The organism is Arthrobacter sp. FX8 (assembly GCF_026723805.1).
Taxonomy (GTDB): domain Bacteria; phylum Actinomycetota; class Actinomycetes; order Actinomycetales; family Micrococcaceae; genus Arthrobacter.
The window spans coordinates 4,400,228-4,412,384 of record NZ_CP113505.1; the positions used below are offsets into that span (position 1 = coordinate 4,400,228).

11 protein-coding genes, 1 pseudogene and 1 riboswitch are annotated in these 12,157 nt (G+C 65.3%); of the genes and pseudogenes, 10 read left to right on the top strand and 2 right to left on the bottom strand.

Annotation, left to right across the window (positions count from 1 at the left end):
• Positions 1 to 144: 144 nt before the first annotated feature.
• Positions 145 to 1,353: a cobalamin-independent methionine synthase II family protein gene (locus OUO20_RS20735; protein ID WP_268002543.1), complete on the bottom strand. Its 1,209-nt coding sequence runs from the start codon at positions 1,351 to 1,353 to the stop codon at positions 145 to 147.
• A 13-nt stretch (positions 1,354 to 1,366) separates the two neighbouring features.
• Positions 1,367 to 1,470: riboswitch (SAM riboswitch) on the bottom strand.
• 256 nt (positions 1,471 to 1,726) lie between these two features.
• On the opposite strand from OUO20_RS20735, the gene OUO20_RS20740 reads away from it, so the two are divergent.
• From OUO20_RS20740 to OUO20_RS20785, 10 genes are all read left to right on the top strand, one after another.
• Positions 1,727 to 2,422, top strand: coding sequence for a SipW-dependent-type signal peptide-containing protein (locus OUO20_RS20740; RefSeq protein ID WP_268002544.1), 696 nt, complete (start codon positions 1,727 to 1,729; stop codon positions 2,420 to 2,422).
• Between the two features lie 18 nt (positions 2,423 to 2,440).
• Positions 2,441 to 3,055: a S26 family signal peptidase gene (locus OUO20_RS20745; protein WP_268003480.1), complete on the top strand. Its 615-nt coding sequence runs from the start codon at positions 2,441 to 2,443 to the stop codon at positions 3,053 to 3,055.
• A 232-nt stretch (positions 3,056 to 3,287) separates the two neighbouring features.
• On the top strand, positions 3,288 to 3,785 hold the full coding sequence (locus tag OUO20_RS20750) for a hypothetical protein (RefSeq protein WP_268002545.1): 498 nt from the start codon (positions 3,288 to 3,290) through the stop codon (positions 3,783 to 3,785).
• Positions 3,782 to 5,509 (top strand): choice-of-anchor G family protein, encoded by a 1,728-nt coding sequence (locus OUO20_RS20755; RefSeq protein WP_268002546.1) that lies wholly within the window; start codon positions 3,782 to 3,784, stop codon positions 5,507 to 5,509. The genes OUO20_RS20750 and OUO20_RS20755 overlap by 4 nt, the downstream gene beginning before the upstream one ends.
• A gap of 191 nt (positions 5,510 to 5,700) precedes the next feature.
• Positions 5,701 to 6,849, top strand: coding sequence for a M14 family zinc carboxypeptidase (locus OUO20_RS20760; RefSeq protein ID WP_442781103.1), 1,149 nt, complete (start codon positions 5,701 to 5,703; stop codon positions 6,847 to 6,849).
• Positions 6,850 to 7,005: 156 nt separating this feature from the next.
• Positions 7,006 to 8,295, top strand: coding sequence for an adenylosuccinate synthase (locus tag OUO20_RS20765; protein WP_026266160.1), 1,290 nt, complete (start codon positions 7,006 to 7,008; stop codon positions 8,293 to 8,295).
• A gap of 188 nt (positions 8,296 to 8,483) precedes the next feature.
• Positions 8,484 to 8,855 (top strand): YegP family protein, encoded by a 372-nt coding sequence (locus OUO20_RS20770; RefSeq protein WP_018771838.1) that lies wholly within the window; start codon positions 8,484 to 8,486, stop codon positions 8,853 to 8,855.
• A 293-nt stretch (positions 8,856 to 9,148) separates the two neighbouring features.
• Positions 9,149 to 9,700: an RNA polymerase sigma factor gene (locus OUO20_RS20775; RefSeq protein WP_056392220.1), complete on the top strand. Its 552-nt coding sequence runs from the start codon at positions 9,149 to 9,151 to the stop codon at positions 9,698 to 9,700.
• Positions 9,697 to 10,668, top strand: a complete 972-nt coding sequence (locus OUO20_RS20780) for a hypothetical protein (protein WP_134165174.1) — start codon at positions 9,697 to 9,699, stop codon at positions 10,666 to 10,668. The genes OUO20_RS20775 and OUO20_RS20780 overlap by 4 nt, the downstream gene beginning before the upstream one ends.
• Before the next feature lie 37 nt (positions 10,669 to 10,705).
• Positions 10,706 to 11,131 carry a CoA-binding protein gene (locus OUO20_RS20785; protein WP_018771841.1) on the top strand — a complete coding sequence of 142 codons (426 nt, stop codon included), beginning with the start codon at positions 10,706 to 10,708 and terminating at the stop codon, positions 11,129 to 11,131.
• On the opposite strand, the pseudogene OUO20_RS20790 reads toward OUO20_RS20785, so the two are convergent.
• Positions 11,128 to 12,155: pseudogene (locus OUO20_RS20790) on the bottom strand (isopenicillin N synthase family dioxygenase). The gene OUO20_RS20785 and the pseudogene OUO20_RS20790 sit on opposite strands and share 4 nt — an antisense overlap.
• Between the last annotated feature and the right edge of the window lie 2 nt (positions 12,156 to 12,157).

The following is a 12,157-nucleotide window of genomic DNA, read 5'->3' on the forward strand; positions in this document are numbered from 1 at the left end:
GGCGGCACGGCACATCAGTGGCGGTTGATTGGGGTGGACCAACTCCTGGTCGGCCTACTCCAGTTTAGCAAGCCCAGGCAAGCGAAACGCCGGCCGCTCCTTCCGGTGATGGAAGGCACAGCCGGCGCGTCGGTGCGGGAGCGGCTAGAAGAGGCGCTTCGAGGCGCGGCGGGCACCCTCACCCAGTGCCTCCAGCTTGGCGAAGGCGATCTGCGGGTGCACCCTGCCGCCCAGGCCACAGTCGGTGGAGGCAATGACGTTCCCGCGGCCCACGAGGTCCGCAAAGCGGACGATCCGGTCCGCCACCAGGTCCGGGTGCTCCACCACATTGGTGGCATGCGAAACAACGCCCGGGATGATCACCTTGCCCTCGGGGAGCTTTGTGTCCTCCCACACCCGCCATTCGTGTTCGTGGCGGACGTTTGCCGCTTCAAAGGAATAGCCGCCGGCGTTGACCTGAAGCACAGAGCCGATGATGTCGGCGAACGGGATGTCCGTGGTGTGTGGGCCGTGCCAGGATCCCCAGCACACGTGCAGCCGGATCTGTTCCTGCGGCAGGCCGCGCAGCGCCCAGTTGGTCGCTTCGACGCGCAGCTGGATGAACTTCAGGTAATCGTCCAGGGACGGCTCGGGATTGATCTGGTCCCAGCTTTCGGCCAGGGACGGATCATCGAGCTGCACCGTAAGGCCGGCCTCGATGATGGCCTTGTATTCCTCCCGCATGGCATCAGCGCAGGCGTAGACGAGTTCCTCGTCGCTCTTGTAGTACTCGTTGGCTACCCGCGCGCATGAGCCGGGGGAGAGGGAGGCCACGAAGCCATCCGTGAGGCCTGCGGCGGCGAGCCCGGTCTTCAGGTTCCGGATGTCCGAGGCCACCAGGTCCTGGCCCGTGTAGGTCAGCGGTCCGGCGATCTTGGGCTGGGCAACGCTCCTGCGGTGGGTGAGGATGCCGGATGCGGGATCGCTGTAGGCCTCGTTGAAGGCCTGCCGGTCGCGCCGGTCCGGGAACGAGGTCAGGACAACGTTGCCGGGGGACGAGCGGCGGACGCCGGACTCGGCCCAGCGGTCCACGGTGGTTGGCTCAAGGCCCCCGAGCCGGGCGAAGGAGTAATTCCACCACGCCCCGTAATCCACCGAGCTGGACATGGTGTGCCCGTACTCGCCGTCGTTGGGGATGTCGATGCCAAGGTCCTTCTGGCGCTGCACCACGTCCACTACGGAGGCTTCGAGGAGTTCCAGGAATTCCGGCGTGATGCCGTCGGCTTCCTTGGCGGCGTTGGCCGCAATGAGTTCAGGGGTGCGGGGCAATGAACCGGCGTGGGTCACGCGGATATGGTCGGTGTTCTGGGACATGCTGGAATCTTCCTTTCCATCGGTCCTGGCAGTAGCACCTTCGGCCGGCAGGAGTCTGCCGGGACGTGGTTGCTGCGGCGTCATTGAGCCAGGTCTCTCGGCCGCTCCGGATGGTTCACTCCCACCTAAAGCGACAGCGTGGCGGCGGGGCAACTCGGTTTCATAATGTGGCGCGGCAGCGTCCGTCGGAGCGCGTCCGCACGATTCCGCCGGAGAAAGCGACAGTTGATAACATTTAATACACCGACTTGACTTTAATTAGTAAGTAATGATGATGTAGAAACATCGGTCTTTTGGGGGAAATACCGATAATCCCCCATACCAGTGTCCCGGTTCCTACCGTTCGGGGTTTAATTCTAATTTGGGGGAAATCATGGTTGAATCAACCAGCGCTAAGCCGCGCTCGCAAAAGGCTAATAAAGTCCGCGCTATTCTTGCCGGCGGCCTTGTCTTGGGGATCGGCGCAGCCTTCACTCTCGCTGCGTGGACGGACAACGAGTGGGTCTTCGGCCAGAGCGGGAACGGCGGCGGCCCGGGTACCAAGGTCTACCACATGCAGCAGAACACGTGGTCCGGTACTTCAAGCGAGGCGGTTTGGGCTGACGAGCCGACTGCTCCCGGTGGAGCCCTGACATTCAGCGTCAATGCTGACGATCTCGTGCCGGGGTCGACGGTCTACGCCCCGATGCAGTTGCGGGCTTCCGACAAGTCCCAATCATTGGTGGCCACGCTGACGGGGGCTGCCCGGCTCGACGGAACTGATTCAGCCACCAACTCTGCAGCGCTGTACGGTGCTCTTCGGTACCAGCTGAAGAAGGATGTGGACAAGGACCTTTGCAACGCCACCAACTTCTCCTCCAATGGAACTGATCTTGTTCCTGTTGGCTCGACCCTGAACACCCGTTCGGACACTCCGATCAACCTTCCGGCCGGAGCTACGGACGCAGCTGCGGGCACACCTGTGAGTCTTTGCTTCGCAATGACGCTCCCTTCGAATGCAAGCGTTGATCTTCAGGGATTGCGGACCACCCCCTTGTGGACCTTCAGCAGCACCATAGGCCAGTCGTAGCCGCCACCCGTGCTTCGGATGTCCGCCAGGCGTGAGTCCGGGTTCCGGGCGGCGGCCGTGCCGTCCGGAACCCGGCTCCCGCCGGGTGTGGGAAGCGTGGCCCGGGGGTTCAGGGAGGTATTGCTTTCCGTCGTTGCCCTGCTGGGACTGGCATGCATCCTCTCCCTGGTCCTCGGCCTTTTCTTCAAAGCGTCCTTCGTCGTTTTCCGTACGGGATCGATGGAGCCGCTCTATCCAGTCGGTGCGCTGTCCCTGACCGTGCAGGTCACCGCCAAGGATCTCGTCCCGGGCGACGTCGTGTCGGTCCGCCGGGAAGCGGCGACCGCCCTGGTGACCCACCGCGTGGTGGCAGTTGACCCGCCCAGTGTGAAGGGGGCCACAGCGTCGCTAAGGCTTCGCGGCGACGCTAACACTTCGGATGACCCGTTGCCCTACGAGGTGGCCACGGCGCAGAAGGTGCTGGTCACCGTTCCCGGCTTAGGAGCTTGGGTCATGGCTTCACGGGGGCCGGAGTTCCTGGGTGCAGCAACGCTCGCTGTGACCGTGCTGGTGACATGGGCCTACTGGCCGAGACACGGTGCAACTGGCCAGGCGGAGGTTGACGACGAACCCCCGGCGAAACCACAACAGTAAGGTCGTAAATGACATGGCGGGAGCCAGCTTCAGGCGCGTCGCAAGAGCCGCGGGGGTTATCGCAGTTTTGCTGGCCACCGCTGCGCCCGGCGCAGCGGTGGCTGACGAACCATTGGTTCCGGTTCCGGAGACAGGAGCGGCAGGCTTCCTGTCCCTTTCTTCGTCGATGTATCCATTGGCCCTTCCTGCGCTTCAAGCAGGGGAGTCCTTCAGTTGGCAGATTGGCATTTCGGTGGACCAGCCCAGCGGTGAGTCGACGCTGCAGGTGACTGCGGACGGTGGGCTTGCCGGCACAGGGACCTACCTGGTTTCCGTGGACGAATGCGACGTCGCCTGGCAGGGAAGCAGCGGCCTGGGCGGGGATTTGCGCTGTCCCATCGGTTCCACGCCGCGCATAGCGCCGGTGACGCTGGCCGAACACCGTCAGGACGTGCTGGTTCCCTTGCGGGATCTGCGCGGCGGCCCCTCACCTTACCTCCGCTTCATCCTTTCCCGGCCCGCGGGTTCGCAGGATCCACCGGACACGTCGCTGACCTTGGGCATTGGGGTCACCGCTGCAGGCATTGACGACGCCGTGACCCCGCCGGGGCAGCGGCCGCCAGCACCGCTGGCGAACACAGGGACGGCGGTGCTCCAGGGACTGCTCGCGGGCTGCGGCCTCCTGCTGCTGGGCGCGGCGGCCGTAGCTGCCGGCCGCCGAACCAGGGCCCGGACCGGGAGAACATCATGACATCTCCGCGCAGGAACCTCCTCCACCGCGCGGCCAGGAACCCGCGCACCTCCCTGGCGATAGCAGCGGCGGCTGCGGTATGCCTGGCGGCAACCACTACGGTCACCACGGCGGCGTGGGTGGACAACGAATGGGCCGCCGGCAGCGTAGGCGTCGGCTCTCCGGGGGACTGCGCCACCAACACGCTCTTCAGCGGCGAGGCATCGGCCACCCAGCTCACGGGGAGCGTGCTGGGCACAGACCTGAATTCCGTAGCCGGAGTTGAGGGTCTCACAGTCACCAACGTCGACGGTGCGGTGTCACCGCTGCCTCTCACGGCTACTCCGGTGACAGGCGTTCCGGACGCCTTCATCAGCAAGCTGCCTGTCACGGCCCTTGGCGCTAATCCGGTGACGGCGGGCCTGGGGCTGGGGCTCCCGGTTGGTGGCCTGGGCACCTATACGCAGTGGGCGCAGGCGCAGGACAGCGGACAAACCCGCGCTGCCGCCGGGCTCGTCACTGACCAGTCCGGGGCTGTGGACGTGGGCGGGACGGCCACCGGAGCCAACACTGCGCCGCAGGCTGCCACGATCTCGCTGGGCAACGTCGTGCCCGGGTCGCTTGCCGGCGTCACCCTCGACGTCGGGGCCGTGGCGTCCTCCGCATCGGTCCAAGCGTGCGACCTGATCAACGGCTGGCCTACGCTGGCTGCAACTCCCGCCGTTGCGCGGGAGTACGGTATCGCCAGCCTCAACCTAAGGACCAGCGTGCCTGCGATTGGGGCTCTCAGCAGGAGCGGAGAATCCCAGCTCGACGATGTGTCGAACCAATTGACGGCTTTGGTTGCCCCCGGTGCCTTGACCACCGCAATCTCCAGCGGCCTGAACTCCTTGCTTGATCCTGTTCTGGGACTGCTGGACAGTTCGGCCTCCACAACGGCCACTTTGTCAGCTCCCAGCCTTGGCGCAGTGCGCGCCCTCATGGAAGAGACGCTGGTCGACAATGAGAATACGGTCGCTGTCGACCTCGCGGCCGGTACCGTCCGGATAGACATTGCAGCGCTCACCGATGGGACGCTGGGACTTAACCGCCAAGTGGCAAACCACACGGTCCTGGACAGCACCGTGACGGGGAAGGCCACTGCCAAAGTCACCCAGCTCCTGAACCAGTGGGAGATTCGAGTTGCGGATGCCTTGACTGCGGCCATACGTGAGGCCACAATCGAGTCCCGCTCTGTTGTGACTGTGGTGGGCACCCTGGGCGTGCCGGTGGCCGAGATTGTCGTTGCTACCGGCCCGTTGAAGCTGAATGACTTCCTGGCCGGTACGGCCCCTCCACCCCTCGTCACCTCCAAGCTGCTGGGGCTCGGAATCGGCGGAACCCTTCTGAACATCATCCACAGCACTCTGACCAACGGTGCCAATGGCGTGATTCAGGACGCCCTTCGAGCGACGATCTTCACAGCAGGCCTGGTGCCGCAGGTGGGGGCGGGCATCGATGCGCTGGTCGTTGATGCGGGAACAGTCGTCGGCAACCTGCTGTCGTCGATCAGCTCCCTCGTCTCCGTCCACGTAAACGTCCAACCTGACAAACCCTGGGCCGGGGTAAAACCCGCTGACGTATCAGCCAAAGCAGGGGAATACAAAGTGTCGGCTGTAAGGATTGGCGTGATTAATGATCCGGAACCACTGAGTCTCTCGCTTGGCACTTCTTCCGCTGGGCCGGTAAATTACCGGCCTTCGTGATTTTGCTGTCCGCGCGGGAACTTTTTCGGCATATCAATCGTTACTGGCATTGTTTTGAAGTGCTTCCGATATTAAATACGACTGTCAAATTAATTGACAGAATTTCGCATTATTGCTTGGATTTTGTCACAGTCCGCGATGGGGGACATGGCGGCTGGACCCACTCAATGCACTCGAAAGAGGTACCGCACGTGAAAATATCCCTGTCTTCTTTCAAGGCCCTCGCCGCCGCAGGCGCCCTGTCGCTCGCTGTCGTCGCAGCAGGTCCGGCGCCCCTGGCCGGCGCCGTAGGCGAAGGGCCTTCCTACGACGGCAACGGCCAGATCACCACGTCGAAGCTGGCCACCTACGACCAGATGGTCTCGTTCCTGAAGGACCAGGATGCGCGCCAGCCCGCCATGGAGCTGGAGGTCATCGGCCAGACCGTCAAAGGCCGCGACATCCACCTGGTCAAGTACATATCGGACCCGGCCAAGCCCACCATCCTGTATTTGACCCAGCAGCACGGCAATGAACAGCTCACCACCGAGGGTGCCCTCGAGTTCGTCAAGCACCTGGGCACGGGCAAGTCGGCAGGCATCCTGGACGGCGTGAACATCCTCATCGTGCCCATGCTCAACGCGGACGGTGCCATGGGGGATGTCAACTTCTCCCTGGACGACTACCTTGCCAAAGGGGACCGCCACCTCACCCGCTACAACGCGGAGGGCGTGGACCTGAACCGGGACCATGTGGCCAAGGTCCAGCCGGAGACCCAGGCGCTGCACAACAACGTGATGCGCAAGTACCGCATTGACTACATGATCGACCTGCACCACCAGGGCACCCGCGCCGAGCGCGACGGCAAGCTGGTTTCCGGCTCCATCCTGTACCCCACCACCCCGAACGCCGACCCCTCCGTCGTCGAGAAATCAAAGCGGCTCGGCGCCGTTGTCTTCAACAACGTTGACTCCACCGGCTGGGGCCACCTGGGCAGGTACCAGGGCGGCAGCGCCGAGACCATCAGCCGCAACGGCATCTCCGTGGAATACGGCATTGCCACCCTGCTTTTCGAGATGCGCGGCATGTCCGACCACTACCTGGATGGTTACGCGCTGGGGCAGCGGAGCAATGGCTACCTGATCAAGCAGACGGTCACCACGCTGGCGTCCACCGCCGCGGCCATCGCGGATGGATCCATTGCCGACGCCGACACCTCCTTCTGGGACACGCTCGCCGAGCAGACGTCCCGGCCCGCGGGGAGGCCGAGGACGAGTAGGAGGCCCGGCGCCCGCCGCGGCCCATATTTGCGAAAGGGCCGCGGCGGGCCACAACAGTGGACAAAGTGCCCCATCGGCTAAACTTGGGTGGTAAGAGCCCCGGAACTCTTGCTTCGCCGTGCCGTGCTGCGGCTGTGCGAAGGCCGGTATGTTCGGGGCATTCTCATGAACGGCGCTGCATGGGCCCGCCACCAGGTGGCTGGACCCGGGCAGCCCGAACGAATGGGGGAGGATCCCATGCCAGCAATTGTTATCGTAGGAGCCCAGTGGGGCGACGAAGGAAAAGGCAAGGCCACCGACCTTTTGGGCGGCCGTGTTGACTACGTCGTCAAGCCCAATGGCGGCAACAATGCCGGGCACACCGTCGTCGTAGGCGGTGAAAAGTACGAACTCAAGCTGCTGCCGGCAGGCATTCTCAGCCCCAACGCTGTTCCCATCATCGGCAACGGCTGCGTGGTGAACCTCGAAGCCCTCTTCCAGGAAATCGACGGGCTCCAGGCCCGCGGTGCGGACACTTCGAAGCTGCGGGTTTCCGCCAACGCCCACCTGGTGGCCCCGTACCACCAGGTCCTGGACAAAGTGACCGAACGCTTCCTGGGCAGCCGCGCCATCGGCACCACCGGCCGCGGCATCGGCCCCGCCTACATGGACAAGGTGGCCCGGCTGGGCATCCGCGTCCAGGACGTCTTTGACGAATCCATCCTCCGCCAGAAGGTGGAAGGCTCGCTGCGCCAGAAGAACGAACTCCTGGTCAAGGTCTACAACCGCCGCAGCGTTGTGGTGGACGAGATCGTGGACTACTTCCTGTCCTTCGCCGAGCGGCTCCGTCCGCTGGTCATCGACAGCACCCTGGTCCTGAACACCGCGCTGGACGAGGGCAAGGTGGTCCTGATGGAAGGCGGCCAGGCTACGTTCCTGGACGTGGACCACGGCACCTACCCGTTCGTGACCTCCTCCAACCCCACCGCCGGCGGCGCGTCGGTTGGCTCCGGCATCGGGCCCACCCGCATCTCGCGCTCCATCGGCATCATCAAGGCCTACACCACCCGCGTTGGCGCCGGCCCGTTCCCCACGGAACTCTTCGACGAGATGGGCATGTACCTGCAGAAGACCGGCGGCGAATTCGGCGTCAACACCGGACGCCCGCGCCGCTGCGGCTGGTACGACGCCGTCCTGGCCCGGCATGCCTCCCGCGTCAACGGCTTCACGGACTACTTCGTCACCAAGCTGGACGTGCTCACCGGCATCGAACAGATTCCCGTGTGCGTGGCCTACGACGTGGACGGCGTCCGGCACGATGAAATGCCCATGACGCAGACCGAGTTCCACCACGCCAAGCCCATCTTCGAGTACTTCGACGGCTGGACCGAGGACATCACCGGGGCACGCACCCTGGCGGACCTGCCGGAGAACGCCCGGAATTACGTGCTGGCCCTTGAGAAGCTCTCCGGAACCCGGTTCTCCGCCATCGGCGTGGGCCCGGACCGGGACCAGACCATCGTGGTGAACGACCTCATCAACGACTGACACTCCCCAGGGCAGCATGACGACGGCGGCAGGCCACCTTTGCGGGTGGCCTGCCGCTTGTGCGTCCCGGGACGTTCGGCCCCGGGTGGAAAAGCAATTTACACAGGCTTAACGCGCACGGTCTTGTGAGGTTGCACGCGTACCGGCAAGACTCGGTAGTACCCCCTGGTGCCCAAGGAAGGATCGTCATGGCCGGAAAATTTGAAGCATTCATTGACGCTGATTCGTTGTTCCGGTTCCGGCTCCTGGCCCCGGATGGCGCAGTGGTGGCTGTCTCCGGGCCGTACCAGGACAAGCAGGCCCTGGCGGCAGGGATCGCTGCCGTGCGTGAGTGCGCCGGCACCGGCCTGGTCACCGACCTCTGTCCCGCCGGGGCCGTATCCCGTCCCGCAACCGTGCCCGTAGCGGCAGCCGCCGCCGTTCCCGCGGAGCTGCCCTCCGCCGTCGTACCTGTCTGTAGCGACGAGCGCCTGCCCGCCAGGCTGCACTTTTTCGCGCTGGCCAAGGCATCGCGCAGGCAGGCGACGCCGCCCCGGTGGACCAGGGCAGCTGCCCGCTGACAGCCGCGGAACGGCTGCCAAAAAGTTTTTGAAATCGCGTAACCCTTTGGGGGTGCGCAGCGATTACCCCTATGAAGTGCCGGTCTGGAACCTGTCCCCCATCACGTTCCAGACCGGCTCTTTTGTTTTCCGCCCAGCCGGCTTCACGTGCCGGGAGCCCGCAACGGCCCGCTTACCCGGCGCCGTGGCGCTTCCGGCAGCGGTTGTTACTGAAGGGTAAAGTAGGGGCGGCGTTCCGGATGTACTGAGCGTTCACCTTGCCAACTCCCTCTTTGACGGAAAGCACTACGTCAGTGACCGATGCACAGACAGACGAGGCTCCGGACCAGCCAACTCCCGGGACCGCTGCCTTCAGCCTCGTCTACAAGACGTACGCGTCGCAGGTGCTGGGCTATCTCACCGCCCGGGGAGTCGAGGATCCGGAGGCCGCCATGCAGGAAGTGTTTCTTTCCGTCCTGCCCAGGCTCGACAGTGTCCGCGGAGGGGATGCGGGGCTGCGTACCTTCATTTTCTCCGTTGCCCATGCGCGGATGGTGGACGACCACCGCCGCCAAAGCCGAAGCCCGCTCAAACTGCCGTTCGAGCCAGAGCTTGACCAGCGCCAGGACAGCTCAGCGGAAAAGCTGGCGCTGGAGCGCATCTCACCCCGGGAAGTCCTCGGGCTGCTGGACGGGCTGCCGCAGGACCAGCGGGACGTGCTGTCGCTTCGCCTGGTGGGTGGCCTGACAGTGGAACAGACCGCGGAAACCATCGATAAGAGCGCCGGTGCCGTGAAACAGCTCCAGCGGCGCGCGCTGCTGAAACTTCGGGAACTTGCGGCAGTGAAGGAGTATTTCACGCCATGACGTCCGCTTCGGATAATCTCATCGCCCTCGTCGACGACATGCTCCAGGACGCCGGTGCAGCCCAGGATGCGGAACTCCGTGACACCCTGGTCGCACTGGGCGCCCTGGCCTCACTGCCCGTACCCGCGCCCACCGGCGAGCTTGCCGCGATGCTGGCAGCGGGAGGTCCGGCAGAAGACGCCACTTCCGGGAAACTCGAGGGTGAGCAGCGGGTTGAGCAGCCGGATGGTGAGCAATGGGTTGACGACCCGCCGGGCGATGAACTGGCGCGCCGCCGCCGTCGGCACCGCCCCACCGCGCTGGGCCTGGTCCTCGCGGCGGGAATGGGGCTGGGCGTTGGCGGAGTAGCCGCCAGCTCCACCGCTCCCGGAGGCAGCCCCATTGAGCACGTGCTGACGGAATGGATGCCGTGGAACCATACGACCGACGCCGCGTCGGCCGTCTCCTCCACCGACGGCGGGCCAGACGTGGGCGCGGAAGGGGAAGTCACCCAGTCCGGCGCAACTGCCGCACCGGCTGGGGCTGCGGACGCGTCACACCGTGCGTCCCGTTTCCTGCGCGATCCTGCCGGCCTGTTCGGCGGCACCCGCACGCCGGCGTGTGCCGGCCCCGTCAAGCACGACGCCGGCACAGGTCCAGGGAACTGCGGGGCCGAACCCGGGGCTGCTGCAGTGGGTGGAGCCGTCGGCGGCATGGATGGCAGCGGACGGGCTGTGCCGGCGGGAACCCCGGCGGATCCGGCTGCGGCCGGACCGGGCAAGGCCGGGGCGCCGGCACCGGCTACTGTGGCAGGCGGCGTGGACCCGGCCGGGACGGCGCAGAAGGCGGCCGGTTCCGCTGCCACCACCGGCCGGGTGCCGGGCCAAGGCCAGCCACAAAACCCAGGGACGCAGGAACCAGGGACACAGGGCGCAGAGGGTTCAGAGTCGCAGGGCACAGGCCCCAAGGCCGCCACCCCGCTGAAGTAGCTGAAGCATGACAGGACGGGCAGCGTAGGCTGATCCCATGGGCCACACGAACGATCCCGCAGTCATCGAACGCCTTCTGCGAACCAAGGGCCGGTGGGCCATCGTCGGACTCACCACCAATGAGTGGCGCTCCGCCTACGACGTCTCGCTGATGATCCGCGACCGGCTCGGCATGGAGATCATCCCCGTCAACCTGAACGGCGACACTGTCCACGGCGAACCCGGCTATCGCACCCTCGGCGACATCCCGGCGGATAAGCAGCCCATCGACGTCGTGGACTGCTTTGTGAACTCGCAGAAGGTGGGCAGCGTGGTGGACCAGGCCATTGCCGCCGGGGCGAAAGCCGTGTGGCTGCAGCTGGGGGTCATCGACGAGGCAGCGGCGGAACGTGCCAAGGCGGCGGGGCTGGACGTGGTGATGAATCTGTGTCCGGCGCAGCTTGCCTGGAAGTACAACCTTTAGCGCTTCATCAACTCCGGATAGTGCCGTTCGGTCACGTCCGGGTGTGCCCGCATCCGGCCCTTGAGCATGTTGAGGCCGAACGATGCCAGGAGCGGGTTGTCCGGATTGTCCGTGATACCCCGGGCAGCCGCCTTTAGCTCGGGTGCCAGGGGGACGGGCTCGATGACCGCGTCGAGCCGCGGCGACCAGAAGAACGGCACCGAGTACCGGTCGACGCCCGGTGGCGGTGCCTGGACGCGGTGGATGGTCGCCGCCAGGTATCCCTCCGTGGCTACTTCGAGCATCTCGCCAAGGTTCACCACCAGTGCCCCCGGCAGGGGCTCCACAGGCAGCCACTGGGTGGTTCCGGGCGGCAGCACTTCCAGACCGCCCACGTTGTCCTGCAGCAGGAGGGTTACGAAGCCGTAGTCCGCGTGCGAGCCAACGCCCTGGTCCCCGGCCGCTTCCACCACGCCGCCCACGTAGTGGACCAGCTTGCCCATCCATGCCGGTGAATCCCGGAAGGGCCCGTCGAAGTAGTCCTCCGGCAGCTGGAGCGAAACGGCGATCGCCCTCAACAGTTCCATGCCCACGCCGGACATCAGCTCCGCCCACTCCATGGCAGCAGGCTTCAGCTCGGGGAATGTTTCATCGGGCCAGAGATTGGGACCCTGCAGCAGCCAGTAAGGCTGGCTGTCCGGGTAGTCCCGCACCGGCTCGCGCTCCGGTGAATAGTCGATCTGCTCCCGAGCGTCGGCCCGGCCCTGGGTCACCTCGGTGCCCATGCGCGTGTAACCACGGAAGTGGGGGAGAGGCGGTTGTCCAGCTTCATCCGCTCCTCAAGGGGCAGGTCGAAGAAGCGCTGAATAGTGTCCAGGAGCTCTTCGGCCTGTCCCGGGCGGCCACCATAACCGGTGACCTGGAAGAACCCGATGTCGTGGGTGGCGTGCCGCAGCTGGTCGATGAACTCCGGGCTGAATGTGCCGTCGGCCCGCCGGGCGGCACGCAGGTCCAGAACAGGTATGGCTCCCTGGTCGCGTGACATGT

Excerpts from the sequence above, each read along its gene's own strand:
- OUO20_RS20770 (WP_018771838.1), top strand. The coding sequence starts at position 8,484 with ATGGCCGGAAAATTTGAAGCATTCATTGACGCTGATTCGTTGTTCCGG.
- OUO20_RS20755 (WP_268002546.1), top strand. The coding sequence starts at position 3,782 with ATGACATCTCCGCGCAGGAACCTCCTCCACCGCGCGGCCAGGAACCCG.
- OUO20_RS20740 (WP_268002544.1), top strand. The coding sequence starts at position 1,727 with ATGGTTGAATCAACCAGCGCTAAGCCGCGCTCGCAAAAGGCTAATAAA.
- OUO20_RS20745 (WP_268003480.1), top strand. The coding sequence starts at position 2,441 with ATGTCCGCCAGGCGTGAGTCCGGGTTCCGGGCGGCGGCCGTGCCGTCC.
- OUO20_RS20780 (WP_134165174.1), top strand. The coding sequence starts at position 9,697 with ATGACGTCCGCTTCGGATAATCTCATCGCCCTCGTCGACGACATGCTC.
- OUO20_RS20765 (WP_026266160.1), top strand. The coding sequence starts at position 7,006 with ATGCCAGCAATTGTTATCGTAGGAGCCCAGTGGGGCGACGAAGGAAAA.
- OUO20_RS20785 (WP_018771841.1), top strand. The coding sequence starts at position 10,706 with ATGGGCCACACGAACGATCCCGCAGTCATCGAACGCCTTCTGCGAACC.
- OUO20_RS20735 (WP_268002543.1), bottom strand. The coding sequence starts at position 1,353 with ATGTCCCAGAACACCGACCATATCCGCGTGACCCACGCCGGTTCATTG.